The sequence below is a fragment of the Cupriavidus sp. 291-E7 genome (assembly GCF_057798835.1).
Genome location: NZ_JBYOJV010000001.1, coordinates 558924 through 577121 on the forward strand (window position 1 = coordinate 558924; position 18198 = coordinate 577121).

Here is an 18198-nt window from a genome sequence, read left to right on the forward strand (position 1 = left end):
ATTCTCCTGCACCAGCGAGGCAATCATGGACTTTGTGTTGAACGGAAAAGCGACCCGCTTCGACGGCGACGGCGATACGCCGTTGCTGTGGGTGATTCGAGACGACGCCGGCCTGACCGGCACCAAGTACGGCTGTGGTATCGGCGCCTGCGGGGCGTGCACCGTGCATGTCGACGGCAATGCGCAGCGGTCCTGTGTGACGCCGGTCTCCACAGTGGCAGGCCGCAACGTGACGACGATCGAAGGATTGTCGCCAAATCGATCTTCAGCAGTGCAAAAGGCGTGGATCGCCAAGGACGTTCCGCAGTGCGGCTATTGCCAGTCAGGCATGGTGATGGCGGTCAGTGCGCTGCTCAAGCAGAACCCGCACCCCACCGACAAGGACATCGATGCCGCGGTCAGCAACCTGTGCCGCTGCGCCACTTACCATCGCATCCGGGAGGCCGTCCATGCCGCAGCAAAGTGAAGCGCTGACGAGTCCGTCGCGTCGCGGGTTCCTCAAAGGTGGTGCGGCGCTGGCCGGTGCGCTCTGCATTCCATTGCCGGTGCTGGCCAGCCGCACCGTCGACAGCGGCCCGCATGGCACGCATGAGATTACCGACTGGATCTGGATCGAGCCGAACGGCAAGATCACGCTCGGACTGTCGCAGTGCGAATGCGGCCAGGGCGTCTATACGGGCATGCCGCAAATCCTGGCTGACGAGCTTGACGCAGACTGGCAGAACATCACGGTGACCTTTGTGACCGGGCGCGATGCCTATCGCACGGGCGCGGCCTATGAGGAACCGCAGCAGTTCGTGGGTGCGTCGATGTCGGCCACGCTGTTCTACCAGCGCCTGCGCATCGCCGGGGCGCAGGCGCGCGAGGTGCTGACGCTGGCCGCGGCAAAGCGGCTGCAGGTGCGTCCCGGCCAGTGCTATACGGACAAGGGCCGCGTGTATCACGGGGGTACCGGTCGCTCGCTGGGCTATGGCGAGCTTGCCGAGGACGCCGCGAAACTGCCGCTGAATCCTGCGCCGCGTCTCAAGAACGAAGCCGCGCACAAGCTGATCGGCAAGGATCTGCAACGGCTCGATACGCCGGCCAAGGTCGACGGCTCGGCCGAGTTCGGTATCGATGTGCGCGTGCCGGGCATGCTCTATGGCGCGTTGAAGATGCCGCCCACCGTCACGGGCAAGGTAACCGGCATCCGCAATGCCGATGCCGTGAAGGCCATGCCTGGCGTTCAGGCCGTGGTGCAGGCGCCCGACGCCGCGATTGTGGTGGCCACGAGCTACTGGCTGGCAAAGAAGGGCGCCGACGCATTGGAACTCGACATCGATCCCGGTGCGGCGAAGAACCTCGATAGCGACAACATCCTGGCCGCGCGCCAGGCTGCGCTCGGTGCGCCGCAAGCGGTGGTGGCTACGCGCCTGGGTGACCCCGATGGCGTACTGGCTGCGGGCGGCAAGGTTGTGGAAGCGGACTATCACACGCCCTATATCGTGCACGCGACGATGGAATCGGTGAACGCGACCGTGCATGTGCGGGACGATGCCATCGAGGTGTGGGGGCCGATCCAGGGGCAGGACTTCGTGCGCAATGCGCTGGCCAAGCTCTATCAGCGCAAGCCGGAGACGATCATCGTTCACACCACGTTCCTGGGCGGCAGCTTCGGACGCAAGTTCCTGCCGGATTTCGTGGTGCATGCCGCGCGTGCGTCGGCGGCGATAGGCAAGCCGGTCAAGGTGATCCGCTCGCGCGAGGATGACATCCGGCATGGCTTCTACCGCCCCGGCGTGTCGGGCCGCTTCCGCGCTGTGCTGGACGAAAAGGGCCTCCCGCGCGCCATGCATGCGCGCCTGACCGGCCAGTCGCTCTATGGCGTGATCAAGGCCGAGCGCATGGCCAGCAACGGTGGCTGGGATGAGACGATGCTTGAGGCGATCTACGACTGCGTATATCGCGTGCCGAACCTGAAAGTCGACATGATCGACGTGAAGCAGCCGATTCCGGTCAGCTTCATGCGCAGCGTGGGCTCCACGTCGAGCATCTTCATGCTGGAGAGCTTTGTCAACGAGATGGCCGATGCGGCCGGCATGGACCCGTACCGCTATCGCCGCGCGTTGCTGGCGCACAGCCCGCTCGCAATTCGTACGCTCGACGCGGCGGCCAGGGCAGCCAACTGGGATCGCAAGCCGGCCTCAGGCGTTACGCGCGGCTTTACGTTCAATCTCTATACGGGCCGTGGCGAAGCGTTCCAGACCTATGTGGCGATGGCGCTCGAACTCGTGCGGGAAGGCAAGACCTTCAGCGTAAAGCGGGTGGTGTGCGCGGTGGAGTGCGGCAGGTCGATCAACCCGAACCTGATCCGCGCCAATATCGAAGGCGGTATTGGCTTTGCGCTGACCAACACGCTCAAGAGCGAAGTCACGTTCAAGGCGGGCGTGGTCCAGCAGAGCAACTTCCACGACTATCCGCTGCTGCAGCTTTCCGAGATGCCGAAGATCGAGGTTGTGATCGTCGACAGTGATCGCCCGCCACAAGGATGCGGTGAAGTTTCCCTGGGGCCGGTGGCACCCGCCGTGGCGCACGCGCTGTATCAGGCCACGAAGGCGCGTCGGCGGTCCATGCCGATGAAGCTGGAGGCGTAGGGGTACGCCAGAGCCTTAAAGCACCCCGCTTCCGCAGCAGGGAGCGGGGCGCCTGGCCGCCTGTCTTGCCGAGGGCGTCGTTCGTGGCCTCCGACCTGAGCCTCGATACTCAGTCGATACTCAGTAGTTCACCACCACATTCAGCATCGCTACGCGCGGATTTCCTACCGGCAGCACGTTGTTGTTGAGTCCGCCGGCGTAGTACGCCTTGTCGAACACGTTCTTGACGTTGAACGCGGCGCGCCAATGGCTGGCCGTATAGCCAAAGCCCAGATCGGCCACGGCATAGCCGGGCACCGTGTAGCTGAAGCTGTAGCCGCGCTTGGCGCTTTCCCCGCGCGCGCCAACGCCGGCCCACCAGCCCGCCAGCGCGCCACGGAAGCGGTACTGCGTCCAGAGCGAGAAGCTGTGGCGTGGCACGGCGTTGAGCGGCTTGCCCACGTTGGCAGCCACGGTGTCTTCGGTCACTTCGCTATCGATATAGGCGTAGGCGCCGGTAATGCTCAGGCCGTTGCCAAGGTCCTGCGTCAGCTCGGCCTCGAATCCGCGCGAACGCTGCTCGCCAACGGCCACGCTGAAGCCGGTGTTGATGGGGTCCGACGTCAGCACGTTGTTGCGCGTCAGATCGAAAGCCGCCAGGGTCAGCAGGCCGCTCTTGTTGGGCATGTCGAACTTCACACCCACCTCCACCTGGCGCCCTTTCTCGGGTTTGAACGTGTTGTTGTTCACGTCGGTGCCGACGTTCGGCAGGAACGACGTCGAATAGCTGACATAGGGACGCGCCCAGTGCGTCAGGTCATACATCACGGCGGCGCTGCCCGTGACCGCCTTGTCGTCGTTGTCGGTGCGCGTGCCGGCCAGGCGATTCGTGCTGGCCGAACGGGCGGTTTCGTAACGCAAGCCGCCTGTCACCATCCAGCGCTCCGCAATACGGATCTGATCCCGGACGTACAGGCCGAGGGCGTTCAGCGAGTCGGTACTGTCCATGTTGAAGTTCGCCGGGCAATTGACAGCGGCGCCATAGACCGGGTTATAGACGTTCAGCGCGGCCACGCGGCAGGTTTTCTGGAGGCGGTCTTCGTTGGTGTGGCGATAGTCGATGCCGAACGTCAGGCTGTGCTGGTGGCCGGTGAATGCGAACGTCTTCTGGGCGTTAGTGTCGACGCCGAACGAATCGCCGGAGAAGTTCTGCTGCGTACCGCTCCGGTTCATGATCTGGCTGTTCACGGCCATCGTGCCGGCCGTCACGAGCGTGCCGGTCAGCGACGATGTCTGATAGCGCAGGTTCTGGTTGACCGTCCAGCCCGAGTCGAAGCGGTGCGTCAGCGCGTAGCCAACGCGGTTCTGCTCGCCATCGTACGGCTGCGCGCCGGGTTCTCCGATGAAGCGCGAATTCGGCACCACGCCATTGATGTTCGGCGTGAGCGTGCCGTTGACCGGCAGGCCCTGCTGGCGCACGTACTGGCGCTCGTTATGGCTGACCAGGATCGTGAAGTCGGTGCGCTCGCCGAAATCAAGTGTCAACGATGGGGCGATATAGCGGTTGCGGAACCATACGTAGTCAGTGGCGTCGTCGCTGTTCATCGCCAGCGCGGTCAGCCGGAAGGCAGCCTTACTGTCTGGCTTGAGCGGCGTTCCCACATCCACTGTCATCTGGCGCAGGCCATAGTTGCCCACTGTGAGGCCGAGTTCGCCGAACAGTTCGGGACGCGGCCGCTTGCTGACGATATTGACGAGGCCGCCCGGCTGTACCTGGCCGAACAGGATCGACGCCGGTCCCTTCAGTACTTCCACCCGCTCGGCGCCATACATCTCCTGGGCCACGCGATTGTTGCTGTCGACGAGCAGTGCATCAGCGAAGACCGATTCCGATGCCCGCTGACCGCGAATGATGAAATCGTCCCAACCGCGCCGGCCATAGGTGTTGGCGGACACGCCTGCCGAATTCCACAGCACATCGCTCAGGGTTTGCGACTGCTGGCTATCCATCAGATCGCGCGTAATGACCGTGATCGATTGCGCGCTCTCCGCGGCGGATTCATTTGATTTGGTCACGCCAGCGGCGCGGCGCGTGGCAAAGCCGATATCGGCGGCGGCATCGGTGCCGGCACTGACCGTGACCGTGGGCAGCACGGGCGCGCCGTCATCGGCGCGTACGGTGGTGGCAAACAGGGAGAGGCAGGCGAGGGCGGCGGGGGTGAGGAGGCAGCGAAGAGACGTCATGCGTAATCCGGCGAGGCCGCAACGTGCGGCGAAAAAGACCTGAAGCGCCCAAAAAGAGACGAGAGCGCCGGATTATAGATAAGAATGATTCGTATTTACAGAAAAACCTGTTCGTATGTCTCCCTATTGATACAAGCCTTCGGCAAGCAGAACACAACGAGGTTCGGAGTGTTCCGAAGCACGGTTCAGGTTGCGCAGTGACGCCCAAGAAGGCTTTCCATGCAGAATGGCGGGCCACCTGGCCCGCCATCCCGCGATGCGTTGCCTGTGCTTCCGGTTACGCCGCGAAGCCGCCATCCACATTGAGACTGGCGCCCGTGACGAAGCTGGATTCCGGGCCGGCAAGATATGCGACCAGGCTCGCAATCTCGTCGGGATGCGCGTGGCGCGGCAGAGCCATCAGATTGTGCAGCGACGCGGCAAAGTCGGAGTTTTCCGGATTCATGTCGGTATTCACCGGGCCGGGTTGCACGTTGTTGACCGTGATGCCCTTCGGTCCCAGGTCGCGCGACATGCCTTGCACCAGCCCCTTCAACGCGGACTTGCTCATCGCATAGGCCGCGCCGCCGGCGAACGGCATGCGGTCTGCATTGGTGCTGCCGATGTTGATGATCCGGCCGCCTTCACCCATGTGCGAGAGCGCTGCCTTGCTTGCAACAAAGACGCCCCGGACGTTGACGGCAAAGGTCTTGTCGAAGTCTTCCAGCGCAAACGCATCCACCGGACCCAGATACAGCACGCCCGCGTTGTTCACGAGGATGTCGATACGTCCGAAGTCGATCGCGGCATCGTTGATGGCGCGGGTCAATGCGGCGGCGTCGGCGGCATCGGCGGGATAGGCCTTGGCGCGGCCGCCGGCGGCTTCGATCGATGCCACCAGTTCCCGCGCGGCTGCGCCGGAGCTTTGATAGGTGAACGCCACGGTAGCGCCATCGCGGGCCAGGCGGCGGACAATGGCCGCGCCGATACCGCGCGCGCCACCGGTGACAAAAGCGATCTTGTTCGAGAGGGAAGTCATGGTTCAGCTCCTGTGTGAGGGGTATGTGAACGGAGTATGGTCGGCGGACTCCCCTACCGGTAGTCGTAAATACGGATCAACTTTTTCAACCGCTGGTATAAGCTTCTGCGCTATGGAAGCCCTGAACCTGCTTGAATCGTTTATCCAGAGTGCCGAAACGGGCAGCTTTTCGGCTGCGGCCCGGCGGCTTGGCCTGACACCGGCCGCCGTCAGCAAGAACGTGGCCCGCCTGGAAGATCATCTTGGCCTGCGGTTGTTTCAGCGCAGCACGCGCAAGCTCACGCTGACGCTGGGCGGCGAGCAGTTCTACCGGCAGGTGTCCGACCCGTTCTCGACGCTGCGCGATGCCTTCGCCAGCGCCGCGCAGGACGATGGCAAGCCCGCCGGCGTGCTCAAGGTCAGCCTCGGTGTGGCGTTCGGCCGCGAGTATCTGGTGCCGCTGCTGGGCGAGTTCCTGGAGAAATATCCGGCCATCGTTCCCGACTGGCATTTCGATAACCGCGCGGTAGATCTCATCGCTGGCGGTTTCGATGTGGCGATTGGCGGTGGCATCGAACTCACCGAAGGTCTTATCGCGCGCGAACTCGCGCATACCTACGTCGTGGCCACCGCGGCCCCGGCCTACCTGAAGGACCGGCCGTTGCCGAGGCACCCGTCGGACCTGTCGACGCTCGATGGCATCGTGCGGCGCTCGGCTTCCACGGGCCGCGTGCGGCTCTACAGCCTGCGCAATCAGATTGGCGAAGAAGCGCTGGCCGAACCGCGCACGCGGCTGGTCTTCGACGATCCGGAGGCGATGGCCCACGCGGCCATGCAGGGACTGGGCGTGGCCATGTTGCCGATGCCCCATGCCGCGCCGTGGCTGGAAAGCGGCGCGCTGGTCCGCCTGCTGCCGGGTTGGTGTGCTGACAACGGTCCGATCGCGCTTTACTATCCCAACCGCAAGCTGTTGCCGCCCAAGACCCGCGTGTTCATCGACTTCATCGTCGATGCATTTCAGGCCAAGGGGCTGGCAAGAAGGTTCGACGGACGCTGAACTGTCATTCCACGAAGCACCCCATATCGGGAGAGCTATATGGCAACAGCAGTGCGGAGGAGCATGCCGCTCCATCTCCTCGTCTGGCTCTGGTTCGCATCGCTGCTGCTGCTGGTGGGGGCACTGATCTGCGGCATCAACTACGTGATGACCAAGGCCACGCTGGAGCGCTCGGTGACGGACACCACGCAGCGCATTACCCGCGAGACCCTTGAGGAAGTCGAAAACCTGATGATTCCCGCCCAGATGGCGGTCAGGCTCGTCAGCCATAGCTCGCTGGCCGATGCCACCACGGTGGCGCAGCGCATGGCGCGCGTGGCACTGGTGCGCGATGCCCTCGATACGTCCCAGGTGCTCCAGTCCCTGTATATCGGATACAACGACGGCAGCTTCTTCTTTGTGCGCCCGTTGCGGAACGACGCCGAGCGCGCCATGTTCAAGGCGCCGCTCGGCACGGCCTATCTGGTGCAGAGCGTGGACCACGACAAGGGTACGGCGCGCGGCCGCTACTACTACCTCGACGCGGATCTGCGTGTCATCGGCGACGCGATGGCGCCCGATCTTGCCGCGCGCTTCGACCCGCGCAAACGTCCCTGGTATGGCGCGGCAATGTCCGCTGGCGGCCTGGTGCGAACCGATCCCTACATGTTCTATTCGGACCGCGAATCCGGCGCCACGCTGGCCATACCCATCCCAACGCGCCGTGCAGTGGTGGGCGGTGACTTCCGCCTCGATGCGCTGGGCCAGCTTCTGAACCACGAGACACTGACGCCGCGCGCAGTTCTGGCATTGCTGGACCCGAAAGGCAACCTCGTGGCGATCAACCGCCAGGCGCCGGATTCCGCCTCGGCGCCCGATACCGTGAACGTCCGTCCGCTCGGCAACCCGCAGGACTATGGTCTCGGCGTGCTGACGCATCTGGCCGCGGGCGTGGTGGCGCCGGGACATCCGCCAGCCAGCTCATCGAACGCGAGCCTGCAACACATCGATGGTGAAGACTGGTACACCTCGGTCGACCGGCTGAACCCTGATGCCACCGATTCGCTGGTGCTGGTTTCGGCCATTCCGCAGACGGAGCTGCTGCACAACGCGCGGCGGCAAGCGGCGCTGGGGATGGGTGTGACGGCGCTGGTGCTGCTGCTGGCGTTGCCGGTCATCTGGCTGGTGGCGCGCAGTGTGTCCCGTCCGCTGCAGTCGCTGGCGATCGAGGCCGACGCGGTGCGGCAGTTTGATTTCGTTCGTCCCGTATCGGTACGTTCGCGCATCGACGAAGTCAGTTCGCTGGCGACGACGATGGAGGAAATGCGCGCCACCATCCAGCGCATGCTGCATGTGATGCGGGCCGTATCGGCCGAGCATCGTATCGATCATCTTCTTCCGTTGCTGCTGCGCGAAACGCTGAGCGCCGCGGGCGGCCAGTCGGGCGCGCTGTACCTGACGGCAAACGCTGAAGGCCTGCAACCGGTGGTGGGCTTCGACCGTAGCGGGGCCGACGTGACCGCGCGGATGAGCGAGGTTCTCAAGGACGACGCCTTGCCACTGGCCCGCACCGCAATACGCGAGGGCGCGGCCCGAGCCGGGCATCTGACTGCCAGCGATATCGTGGCCGCCCGGCTCGATGTCGTGGCCGGCGCGGGGCCGGTGCACGCGGCGGTCATCCCGCTGATCAACCGTCAGCAAGCGTTGCTGGGGGTGGTGCTGGTCCTGCGGGACACGCCGATGGAAGCGGAACAACTGGCATTCGTCAGTACGATGGCCAGCCTGTCGGCGGGGGCGATCGAAGTGGGTGAACTCACCACCGCGCAGCGCGACCTGTTCGATGCATTCATTCGCCTGCTGGCCGGCGCGATCGACGCAAAAAGCCCGCACACGGGCAGCCACTGCGCGCGCGTGCCGGAACTGACGAAGATGCTGGCGAAGGCTGCCTGCGACGCGACGGATGGCCCATACCGGCACTTCCAGCTCAGCGACGCGCAATGGGAAGCCCTGCACGTGGCGGCCTGGTTGCACGATTGCGGCAAGGTCACCACGCCGGACTACGTCATCGACAAGGCCACCAAGCTCGAAACGCTCTACGATCGGATTCACGAAGTTCGCATGCGCTTCGAGGTGCTGAAGCGCGACGCGGAAATCGCCCGCCTCGAAGCCGTGGCCAATGGCGAGGATGCCCAGGCGGCAGCGGCGCGGTGCGATGCGGCGCTGCGCCAGCTCGACGAGGATTTCGCGTTCGTGGCGTCGTGCAATGTGGGCGGCGAGCAGATGGATGCCGGGGACCAGGCGCGCCTGCGCGAGATCGGTGCACGAACCTGGCGACGCACGCTCGATGACCGCCTGGGCATCTCGCATGAAGAACTGATGCGCAGGCGCGGGGCGCCCGCCCCATCGCTGCCCGTGCTGGAGCCGTTGCTTGCCGACCGTCCCGAGCACATCATCGAACGGCGCGAGCGCGACCGCATCGCCGACGACAACCCGTGGGGATTCCGGCTCAGGATGCCGCGTCATCTCTATGATCGCGGCGAGCTGCATAACCTGACCGTGGCGCGCGGCACGCTGACCGAGGAAGAACGGTTCAAGATCGAGGATCACATCGTGCAGACCCAGATCATGCTGTCGCGCTTGCCGTTCCCCAAGCACCTGCGCGATGTGCCGGAGATCGCGGGTGGTCATCACGAGAAGATGGACGGTACCGGCTACCCGCGCGGCCTGACCCGCGCGGAGATGAGTCCGTTGGCGCGGATGATGGGTATTGCCGACATCTTCGAGGCGCTGACGGCGGCCGATCGCCCCTACAAAAAGGCCAAGACCCTCTCGGAAGCGATCGGCATCATGAGCCGGCTGCGTGACCAGCAGCATATCGACGCCGAACTGTTCGATCTGTTCATCGCCTCAGGCATCCACCGGACCTATGCGGAACGCTATATGGACCCCGCGCTGATCGATCACGCCTGACACGATGGCTTCGCGTGGACTATGCTTCGGAAACTCGGGCAAGGCATGAGCAGGGGGTAGCAATGAGTGTCGAAAAAATCGAGATTCCCGGCAGTCAGGGCGGTACGCTGTCTGGCCGGATGGAGTGGCCGGACGGCCCGGTGCGCGCGCATGCGCTGTTCGCGCACTGTTTTACGTGTGGCAAGGACAGCCTGGCGGCTACCCGCATTGCACGGGCGCTGACCGCGCAGGGCATTGCCGTCCTGCGCTTCGACTTCACCGGTATCGGCGCGAGCGAAGGCGATTTCGCCAGTACCAACTTTTCGTCGAACCTGGCCGACCTGGAAGCCGTGGCGATGTACATGCGCACACGCGGCCAGGCGCCTGCGTTGCTGATCGGCCATAGCCTGGGCGGCGCCGCCGTGCTGGGCGTGGCCCGTCGCCTGCCCGAGGTGCGCGCGGTGGCGACGATCGCGGCGCCGAGCGATCCACGCCACGTGCTTGGGCTGCTGGGCGACAACGTCGAGCGGATTCGCGCCGAAGGTGAGCTGGAGGTCAAGCTCGCGGGGCGGCCGTTCCGCATCGCGCGGCAGTTCATCGACGATGTTTCCAGTCATGCGCTGCTCGACGAGGTAGCCAACCTCGGCAAGCCGCTGCTGGTGCTGCAATCGCCCACCGACGACACGGTCGAAGTGGAAAACGGCGCGGCCATTTTCGCGGCCGCCGCGCAGCCCAAGAGCTACGTGGCGCTCGACGGCGCCGACCATCTGCTGCAGGGCCGCGCCGGTGCGGCGTACGCGGCGAGCATGATCGCGGCATGGTCGCAGCATTACCTGCCGACGCTGGCCGAGGACGTTCAGTCCGAGATTCCCGAGCCGGGCGTCGTGGTTGTGGCGGAGCGCCACCGGGGCAGATACCAGCAGACGGTTCGCGTAGGCAGCCACGAACTCGTGGCCGACGAACCCGCGGCGCTGGGTGGCGACGATGCCGGGCCGAATCCCTATGAGTTCCTGCTGGCGGCGCTGGGAGCGTGCACATCCATGACGCTGCGCATGTACGCGGAACGCAAGGCGCTACCGCTCGAACATGTGGCGGTTCAGCTGCGCCACGAAAAGATCCATGCGAAAGACTGCGCCTCGTGCGAAACCACGGTCGGCATGGTGGACAGGATCGAGCGCCGTATCGCGATTCGCGGCGATCTGACCCAGGAACAGCGGGAGTCTCTGCTGGCCATCGCCGGGAAATGCCCGGTCCATCGCACGCTGGAATCGGAAATCCACATCGATACGCTGCCGGGCTAGTCACCGGCCGGGCGACACGGGTCTAGCCGATGCCCAGCACACGGCGGCGCGCGGCGTCGAACGCCGCGCCTTCCGCAACCAGCCATGCCTCCACTTCCGCAACCTGCGCGGTCTGGCCGTGTGCGCAGACGAAGTGATACGAGGCAACGCTGGGCGCGTGTATGCCCCACAGGTCTACCAGGCGGCCTGACTCCAGATCTTCCAGAATCAGCGCGGAGCGGCCCATCGCCACGCCTTGTCCTGCCAACGCCGCGTTGATCGCCAGTTGCGACAGGTTGAAGCGCTGGCCGTCCGATGCATCGGGCAGGTCCACACCGGCATGGCGCAGCCAGCATTGCCATTCGTCGAACTCGCCTGCGCCGTCCCACGGGGTGACGTCGTGCAGCAGCATGCTGCCGCGCAGGCCATCCGGCGCGCGCAGTTCGGGATGGGCCTCCAGATAGGCAGGGCTGGCCACCGGAATCAGCCACTCCTCAAGAAACTGATGTGCCTTCAGGTCCGGGTAGCCGCCGGGATCGAAGCGCACGGCGGCCTCGATGCCGTCGCGCATCATGCGCGAGCGGTCGAGCGCATGGAATTCACCATAGACGCGCAGGCCGATGTCCGGATGCTGACGGAAGAATCCACCCAGCCGGGGCGTGAGCCAGACCATCGCGAACGATGGCGAGCACGATAGCGCGATGGGTTGCTTGTCGCGCGGCCTGCGTAGTTGAGTGAGTGTGCCCTCGATGGCCTGGAACGACTCCCGCAGCACAAAGCGCAGGCGCTCGCCCTCCGGCGTCAGCACCAGCGCGCGCGGCGTGCGCAGGAAGAGGGGACGGTCGAGCCACTGTTCAAGTTGCTTGACCTGCTGGCTGACCGCGCCCTGGGTCACGCAAAGCTCCGCGGCGGCCTGCGTGAAGTTGCAATGTCGTGCCGCCGCCTCAAAGCAGCGCAGCCAGCCCAATAATGATGCAGAAAGCGTGTTGGCCATTAGTCAAACTAATGCATAGATCAGTACAAATGGTTTGTCACACCCGTGTAATGGGACAAGAATGAGGTCATCCCATCCCGACGCTCCTGTTCCAATGCCGCTCGAACTATCCGCATTAACCCCTATGCTGCTTGCCGATTTGCAGGCCGACCGCCCGGTGTTCTGGGCGAATCCGCAACGCAGCGAGGCGCCTGAGGTAGAGACCCGGGTCGACGGGCGATGCATTAGTCTAGCTGATGTGCAAGCGGCCCAGGCACGCTTCGAGCGATTCGCGCCGCTGCTGGCGCGGCTGTTTCCCGAATTGCGCGACAGCGCGGGGCGGATCGAATCTCCGCTGATCGCGGCGCCGAAGATGCAGCAGGCGCTGCAGTTGGCTCCGTCCGCCGGCACGCTCTGGATCAAGGCCGACCACAGCTTGCCAGTGGCCGGTTCCATCAAGGCGCGCGGCGGTATCCACGAGGTGCTGGAATTTGCGGAATCGCTGGCGCTTGAGCATCGGCTGCTCACCCCCGGCGCCGACTACGGCGTGCTGGCGGAGGCGCCGGCGCGTGAACTGTTCGGCCGCTACCAGGTGGCCGTGGGTTCGACGGGCAACCTTGGGCTGAGCATTGGCGTGATGGCTTCGGCGCTGGGCTTTCGCGCCACCGTGCACATGTCGGCCGACGCCAAGGCGTGGAAGAAGGCGCGCCTGCGGGCGCGCGGCGTGGACGTGGTGGAACACACGGGCGACTATGCGGCGGCAGTGGCTGCCGGCCGGCGCGAGGCCGATGCCGATCCGTTTTGCTATTTCGTCGACGACGAGCGGTCGCTGTCGCTGATGTTGGGCTATAGCGCCGCCGCGCTGCATTTGCGTGATCAGCTTGATGACGCCGGCGTGCGTGTGGACGCGGAACACCCGCTGTTCGTCTACCTGCCATGTGGAGTGGGTGGCGCGCCGGCCGGCATCGCTTTCGGTTTGCGCCAGCTCTACGGCCCGCATGTGCATGCATTCTTTGCGGAGCCGACGCAGTCGCCGTGCTTCCTCGTGGAAATGTTGTCGCCGGGCGCATCGGTCTATGACATCGGATTGACCAACCGCACCGAAGCCGATGGGCTGGCCGTGCCGCAGGCATCGGAGCTGGCCGCGCAGGCCATGCGGCCGCTGCTGGGCGGGGTCTACACGGTAGCGGACGACACGCTGTTCGCGGATCTGCATCGCGTGCGTGAAACCGAACGGCTGCGGATCGAGCCGTCGGCCGCCGCGGGATTCAGTGGTCCACGGATGCTTGCTGGCACCGAGGCCGGGCGTGCCTATATCCGCCAGCACCACCTTGATGGCGCGATGGCTAACGCCACCCATCTGGTGTGGACCACCGGCGGCCTGTTCGTCCCGCCCGAAGAATATGCACGCTTTGCCGAGCGCGGCGCGGCGCTGGCAGCCTGACCACCCCCGAACTTTTCGATTGCATCGTTGCGGAGCCTTACCATGACCCGATCGTCCCTCCAAATTTCGCACGTCGTTGTGGCAGCCTGCCTGGCCGCCGGTGCCTTGCCGTCGTTTGCACAGAGCTATCCCACCAAGCCGATCCAGCTCGTGATTCCTTTTCCGCCCGGTGGCGCCACCGATGTGATCGGGCGCCTGGTAGGCAAGAAGCTTGGCGACAAGCTCGGCCAGACCGTTGTGATCGACAACCGTCCGGGCGCCGGCACCATCGTCGGCGCCAGCTTCGTGGCCAAGGCCGCGCCCGATGGCTACACGCTGCTGGCCAGCTCGGGCACCACCTTCACGGTGAACCCGGCGATTCACGCGAAGCTGCCGTACGACCCGGTGAAGAGCTTCGAGCCGATTGGCTTTGCCGGCCGCACGGGGCTGATCCTGCTGGCCAACAAGGATCAGCCGATCGGCAATCTCAAGCAACTCGTGGCCGCTGCCAAGGCGCAACCGGGCAAGTACACGTACGGATCGTTCGGCACCGGCACCACCGCGCAGTTCGCGGGCGAGATGCTGTTCAACCTGGCCGGCGTGAAACTGCTGCACGTGCCTTACAAGGGCAGCGCACCGGCGATGACCGACCTGATCGGCGGGCAGATTCCGTTCTCCGTGGATACCGTGGCCGCCGCGATTCCGCAGGTGAAGTCGGGCAAGGTCAAGGCGATCGCCGTCACCACGGCCAAGCGCTCGACGCTTCTGCCCGATGTGCCGACCGCCGCGGAAGCGGGCTATCCCGGCATCGATGCCGATACCTGGCTGGCGCTGGTGGCGCCGCGCGGCCTGCCCGCCGACGTGAAGCAGAAACTGGAAAAGGCGCTGGCCGAGGTAATGGCCGACCCCGACACGCGCAAACAGCTGACCAACGCCGGCTTCGAACCGCTCGATGGCAACGGCGCGGCGGTATCGGCGCTGATCAACAAGGAGCTGCCGCTGATGCGCGCCACGGCACAGCGTGCGAACATTACGGCCGAATAATGGTCCTGCCACACGGGAGACAGTAGTGAACGAAGCACAAAAGACGCTGGTTGCACGCCCAGCCACCGAGCTGCGGCGCATGATCGGCAGCAAGGAGATCTCGCCTGTCGAGTTGCTGGATGCATGCATCGCGCAGATCGAGCGGGTGAATCCTTTCCTCAACGCCGTCACGGCCACCTGTTTCGACCGTGCCCGCGAGGAAGCGCGCGCAGCCGAACGTGCGGTATTGGACGGCAAGCCGCTGGGGCTGCTGCACGGCCTGCCACTGGGCGTGAAAGACCTGGAGGCGACGGCTGGCTTGCTGACCACGTATGGATCGCCGCTGTATCGAGACAACGTGCCGGCGGAGGACAACGTGCTGGTCGCGCGCCTGCGCGCCGCCGGTGCCGTGGTGGCCGGCAAGACCAATATTCCCGAGATGGGAGCCGGCGCCAATTCGCGCAACGACGTCTGGGGCGCAACGGGCAATCCGTTCAATCCGAACCTCAATGCGGGTGGTTCGTCGGGCGGATCGGCCGCGGCGCTGGCGGCCGACCTGCTGCCGGTCTGCACGGGCTCGGATACCGGCGGCTCGCTGCGCATTCCCGCCGCCAAATGCGGCGTGGTAGGTTTCCGGCCATCGCCAGGCGTGGTGCCAAGCTCGCGCAAGCTGCTGGGCTGGACGCCGATCTCGGTGGTGGGGCCGATGGGCCGCACGGTGGCCGATGCGTGCCTGCAGCTCGCGGCAACGGCTGGCGTGTCGGCGGGCGACCCGCTGACCTATCCGCTCGATCCGCTGTCGTTCCTGACGCCGATGCCGATGGACCTGGGCAGCCTGCGTGTGGGCTACACCGAAGACTTTGGCTGCTGCGATGTGGACGACGACATCCGCCGCACGTTCCGCGAGAAGATCGCGGCCATGCGACATCTGTTCCGTAGCTGCGATGCCATCGAGGTAGACCTGGGAGCCGCCCATCGCTGCTTCGACGTATTGCGCGCCGAGAGCTTCGTCGCCGGCATGCGGGAGGCGTATGAGCGCGACCCGTCGAGTCTCGGGCCGAACACGCGCGCCAACTTCGAGATGGGCGCGCGCATGTCGCTGCTGGACAGCGCCTGGGCGCAGGCCGAGCAGACGCGCGTCCTGCAGCGCTTCCAAAAGCTGTACCAGGACTACGATGTCATCCTGTCGCCGACCACGCCCGTGTCGCCCTTCCCGTGGACGTCGCTCTACGCCGAGGCGATCAACGGCGTGAAGCAGGAGAACTACTATCGCTGGTTGTCGCTGACGTACGTGGTCACGCTGACCACGCATCCGGCGCTGTCGCTGCCGTGCGGACGCGACCATGCGGGAATGCCGTTCGGCCTGCAGATCGTTGGCGGCTTCCGCAAGGATCATGAAACGCTGGGCGTGTCGTACGCGATGGAGCAGGTGTTTGCGGCGATTCCGTCATTGCGTCGCCCCTTGCCGGACCTGGCCGCACTGAAGCCGGCCGAGCCTGCGCTGACATCGATCGTCACCGCGCCGCCGGTGCTGGATGCCAAGGTCAAGCAGGGCAAGGAAGCGTCGGCGGTTTGACTGGGTGACTGTGTTCTCCCCTCTCCCGCGAGCGGGAGAGGGGCGGGGGAGAGGGCTGGCGGTTCAAGCCGAGACAAGTCGCAATTTGAACCTCAACGCCCTCTCCCCCAACCCCTCTCCCGCGCTGCGGGAGAGGGGAGCCCGTCTTGCCGCTATTTCCACGCTGTGGAATTAGCCGGCTGCGTTCGAAGCGTCCTCGGCCTAACCTCCTGTCATACGAAAACACAGACAGGAGACAACCTTGGCAACCGCTGCATTCCGCGCCGCGCGGCGCCTGGCCGCGCTGGTCCTGCCGTTCGCCATGCTGGCCGGCGGCACATCGCAAGCCCACGCCGCTTTTCCCGACAAGCCGATCCGTATCGTCGTGCCGTTCTCGCCCGGCGGCGGTACTGACCTGATCACCCGTGCAATGGGCGCGGCGATGTCGCAGGACCTTGGCCAGCCCGTTGTCGTCGACAACAAGCCCGGCGGCGGCACCATCATCGGCACCGACAACGTCGCCAAGAGTGCGGCCGACGGCTACACGCTCGTGATGGCCACATTTGCGCACGCCGTCAATCCGAGCCTGCAACCCAAGCTGCCCTACGACACCGCCAAGGCGTTCACGCCGGTGATGCTGGTGGGCCGATCCCCCAATGTGCTCGTGGTGCGCGCGGACAGCCCCTATAAGTCCGTGCGCGATGTGATCGCGGCAGCCAAGGCCACGCCGGGGCGTATCTCGTTTGCCTCGCAAGGGCCGGGCACATCGGCGCATCTGGCCGGTGAACTGTTCAAGAGCCTGGCCGGCGTCGATCTCAATCACATCCCCTACAAGGGCGCCGGCCCCGCGATTACCGATCTGCTGGGCGGTCAGGTGGACCTGATGTTTGCCACCGCGTCAGCCGTGGGCAACCTGCTCGAATCCGGCAAGCTGCGCGCGCTGGGCGTGACCACGTCGCAGCGGTCGACCAGCCCCGACCTGGCCAAGGTGCCGACGATTGCCGAAAGCGGCGTGCCGGGCTATGCGGCCGAGAGCTGGTACGGGCTGTTCGCACCGGCTGGCACGCCGGCACCCGTAATCGCCCGTCTCAACGCCGCCGCCCGGAAAGCGGTGACCGCCGAAGCGTTCCGCAAGCGCGCCGAAGCCGAGGGTCTGATTGTCAGCCCCGGCACACCGGAGGAATTCGGCCGCTACGTGCACGGCGAGCAGGTGCGCTGGAGCAAGGTCGTCAAGGACGCCCGTATCAGTCTGAACTGACCGCCATCGAACACGAATCGAACAAGATTGATCTCTACGAAAACCATCATGACCGAATACACCCTGATCCAACTTGAGCTGCGTGACGGCGTTGCCGTGCTGACATTGAATCGGCCGGACAAGCGCAACGCGATCAGCGATGACATGCGTACCGAACTGATCGATGCGCTGGAGCGTGTGACCGCGGACCGCAATGTCCGGGCGCTGGTGCTGACCGGCAGCGGCAAGGGCTTCTGCGCCGGTGGCGACGTGGCCGGCATGCAGCGCCGCATGGACGCCCCGCCGGGCGAAGTCGGCTTCAACGGCTGGACGCGCCAGCAGCGCGTGCATCATTCGGTGGCGCTGCTGCATAACATGCCCAAGCCCGTGATTGCCGCCGTCAATGGCGGCGCCAACGGACTCGGTGCCGATCTGGCGATGGCCTGCGATCTGGTGATCGCTTCGCCGGCGGCCAGCTTTACCTGGTCATATATCCATCGCGGACTGATTCCCGATGGTGGAGGCATGTACTTCCTGCCGCGCCGCGTCGGGCTGGCCAATGCGAAACAGCTGATTTTCAGCGGCCGCAAGGTGGAGGCCGACGAAGCGCTGCAACTCGGTATCGCCGATCGCCTCAGCGCCACATCGGAGGCGCTGGTCGACGATGCCGTGGCCTGGGCGGCGGAGATGTCGCATGGCTCGGGCACGGCGCTGGCGCTGGGCAAGTCGATCCTGAACCAGACGTTCGAACTCACGGCCGACCAGGTCTTTGCGCAGGGCAGCCAGGCGCAAGGCATCTGCTACACCAGCCGCGAGCATCGTGAATCCGTACTGGCATTCCTGGCCAAGTCCGCCAACAAGGGGTGAGC

The 18198-nt window shown here is 65.2% G+C and carries 13 protein-coding genes; 10 read left to right on the forward strand and 3 right to left on the reverse strand.

From position 1 onward, the window contains the following. Positions 1 to 25 precede the first annotated feature (25 nt). Both AC3FLX_RS02520 and AC3FLX_RS02525 read left to right on the forward strand, forming a co-directional pair. A complete protein-coding gene (locus AC3FLX_RS02520) occupies positions 26 to 466 on the forward strand; it encodes a (2Fe-2S)-binding protein (protein ID WP_333682193.1) in 441 nt (146 codons plus the stop codon). Next, entirely contained in the window at positions 450 to 2633 is a 2184-nt protein-coding gene (locus tag AC3FLX_RS02525) for a xanthine dehydrogenase family protein molybdopterin-binding subunit (RefSeq protein ID WP_488693545.1), read from the forward strand. The genes AC3FLX_RS02520 and AC3FLX_RS02525 overlap by 17 nt, the downstream gene beginning before the upstream one ends. Positions 2634 to 2753: 120 nt before the next feature. Here AC3FLX_RS02525 and AC3FLX_RS02530 read toward each other — a convergent pair whose 3' ends face one another. Then, positions 2754 to 4856: a TonB-dependent siderophore receptor gene (locus AC3FLX_RS02530; RefSeq protein WP_488693546.1), complete on the reverse strand. Its 2103-nt coding sequence runs from the start codon at positions 4854 to 4856 to the stop codon at positions 2754 to 2756. A gap of 277 nt (positions 4857 to 5133) precedes the next feature. Continuing rightward, positions 5134 to 5874: an SDR family oxidoreductase gene (locus AC3FLX_RS02535; protein ID WP_488693548.1), complete on the reverse strand. Its 741-nt coding sequence runs from the start codon at positions 5872 to 5874 to the stop codon at positions 5134 to 5136. A gap of 112 nt (positions 5875 to 5986) precedes the next feature. Here AC3FLX_RS02535 and AC3FLX_RS02540 point away from each other — a divergent pair, with 112 nt between their 5' ends. The 3 genes from AC3FLX_RS02540 to AC3FLX_RS02550 all read left to right on the forward strand — a co-directional run bounded on the left by AC3FLX_RS02540 (position 5987) and on the right by AC3FLX_RS02550 (position 11139). Further along, on the forward strand, positions 5987 to 6910 hold the full coding sequence (locus tag AC3FLX_RS02540; RefSeq protein WP_488693549.1) for a LysR family transcriptional regulator: 924 nt from the start codon (positions 5987 to 5989) through the stop codon (positions 6908 to 6910). A 63-nt stretch (positions 6911 to 6973) separates the two neighbouring features. Beyond that, on the forward strand, positions 6974 to 9859 hold the full coding sequence (locus AC3FLX_RS02545) for an HD domain-containing phosphohydrolase (RefSeq protein ID WP_488693551.1): 2886 nt from the start codon (positions 6974 to 6976) through the stop codon (positions 9857 to 9859). 62 nt (positions 9860 to 9921) lie between these two features. Continuing rightward, positions 9922 to 11139: a bifunctional alpha/beta hydrolase/OsmC family protein gene (locus AC3FLX_RS02550; RefSeq protein WP_488693552.1), complete on the forward strand. Its 1218-nt coding sequence runs from the start codon at positions 9922 to 9924 to the stop codon at positions 11137 to 11139. 22 nt (positions 11140 to 11161) lie between these two features. Here the strand turns inward: AC3FLX_RS02550 and AC3FLX_RS02555 are convergent, their stop codons facing one another. Beyond that, on the reverse strand, positions 11162 to 12112 hold the full coding sequence (locus AC3FLX_RS02555) for a LysR family transcriptional regulator (protein WP_488693554.1): 951 nt from the start codon (positions 12110 to 12112) through the stop codon (positions 11162 to 11164). A gap of 124 nt (positions 12113 to 12236) precedes the next feature. Here AC3FLX_RS02555 and dsdA point away from each other — a divergent pair, with 124 nt between their 5' ends. The 5 genes from dsdA to AC3FLX_RS02580 all read left to right on the forward strand — a co-directional run bounded on the left by dsdA (position 12237) and on the right by AC3FLX_RS02580 (position 18196). Continuing rightward, positions 12237 to 13535, forward strand: coding sequence for a D-serine ammonia-lyase (dsdA, locus tag AC3FLX_RS02560; protein WP_488693556.1), 1299 nt, complete (start codon positions 12237 to 12239; stop codon positions 13533 to 13535). A 42-nt stretch (positions 13536 to 13577) separates the two neighbouring features. Beyond that, complete coding sequence (locus AC3FLX_RS02565) at positions 13578 to 14558, forward strand: Bug family tripartite tricarboxylate transporter substrate binding protein (RefSeq protein WP_488693557.1); 981 nt, start codon at positions 13578 to 13580, stop codon at positions 14556 to 14558. Positions 14559 to 14637: 79 nt separating this feature from the next. Next, positions 14638 to 16113, forward strand: a complete 1476-nt coding sequence (locus AC3FLX_RS02570) for an amidase (RefSeq protein ID WP_488693715.1) — start codon at positions 14638 to 14640, stop codon at positions 16111 to 16113. A gap of 301 nt (positions 16114 to 16414) precedes the next feature. Next, complete coding sequence (locus AC3FLX_RS02575; RefSeq protein WP_488693716.1) at positions 16415 to 17350, forward strand: tripartite tricarboxylate transporter substrate binding protein; 936 nt, start codon at positions 16415 to 16417, stop codon at positions 17348 to 17350. Positions 17351 to 17398: 48 nt separating this feature from the next. Further along, positions 17399 to 18196, forward strand: coding sequence for an enoyl-CoA hydratase/isomerase family protein (locus tag AC3FLX_RS02580; RefSeq protein WP_488693558.1), 798 nt, complete (start codon positions 17399 to 17401; stop codon positions 18194 to 18196). Positions 18197 to 18198 lie beyond the last annotated feature (2 nt).

What these genes read in the sequence shown, in the direction of transcription:
- AC3FLX_RS02520 (WP_333682193.1), top strand. Translation starts at nt 26, where the DNA reads ATGGACTTTGTGTTGAACGGAAAAGCGACCCGCTTCGACGGCGACGGC.
- AC3FLX_RS02525 (WP_488693545.1), top strand. Translation starts at nt 450, where the DNA reads ATGCCGCAGCAAAGTGAAGCGCTGACGAGTCCGTCGCGTCGCGGGTTC.
- AC3FLX_RS02530 (WP_488693546.1), bottom strand. Translation starts at nt 4,856, where the DNA reads ATGACGTCTCTTCGCTGCCTCCTCACCCCCGCCGCCCTCGCCTGCCTC.
- AC3FLX_RS02535 (WP_488693548.1), bottom strand. Translation starts at nt 5,874, where the DNA reads ATGACTTCCCTCTCGAACAAGATCGCTTTTGTCACCGGTGGCGCGCGC.
- AC3FLX_RS02540 (WP_488693549.1), top strand. Translation starts at nt 5,987, where the DNA reads ATGGAAGCCCTGAACCTGCTTGAATCGTTTATCCAGAGTGCCGAAACG.
- AC3FLX_RS02545 (WP_488693551.1), top strand. Translation starts at nt 6,974, where the DNA reads ATGCCGCTCCATCTCCTCGTCTGGCTCTGGTTCGCATCGCTGCTGCTG.
- AC3FLX_RS02550 (WP_488693552.1), top strand. Translation starts at nt 9,922, where the DNA reads ATGAGTGTCGAAAAAATCGAGATTCCCGGCAGTCAGGGCGGTACGCTG.
- AC3FLX_RS02555 (WP_488693554.1), bottom strand. Translation starts at nt 12,112, where the DNA reads ATGGCCAACACGCTTTCTGCATCATTATTGGGCTGGCTGCGCTGCTTT.
- dsdA (WP_488693556.1), top strand. Translation starts at nt 12,237, where the DNA reads ATGCTGCTTGCCGATTTGCAGGCCGACCGCCCGGTGTTCTGGGCGAAT.
- AC3FLX_RS02565 (WP_488693557.1), top strand. Translation starts at nt 13,578, where the DNA reads ATGACCCGATCGTCCCTCCAAATTTCGCACGTCGTTGTGGCAGCCTGC.
- AC3FLX_RS02570 (WP_488693715.1), top strand. Translation starts at nt 14,638, where the DNA reads ATGATCGGCAGCAAGGAGATCTCGCCTGTCGAGTTGCTGGATGCATGC.
- AC3FLX_RS02575 (WP_488693716.1), top strand. Translation starts at nt 16,415, where the DNA reads ATGCTGGCCGGCGGCACATCGCAAGCCCACGCCGCTTTTCCCGACAAG.
- AC3FLX_RS02580 (WP_488693558.1), top strand. Translation starts at nt 17,399, where the DNA reads ATGACCGAATACACCCTGATCCAACTTGAGCTGCGTGACGGCGTTGCC.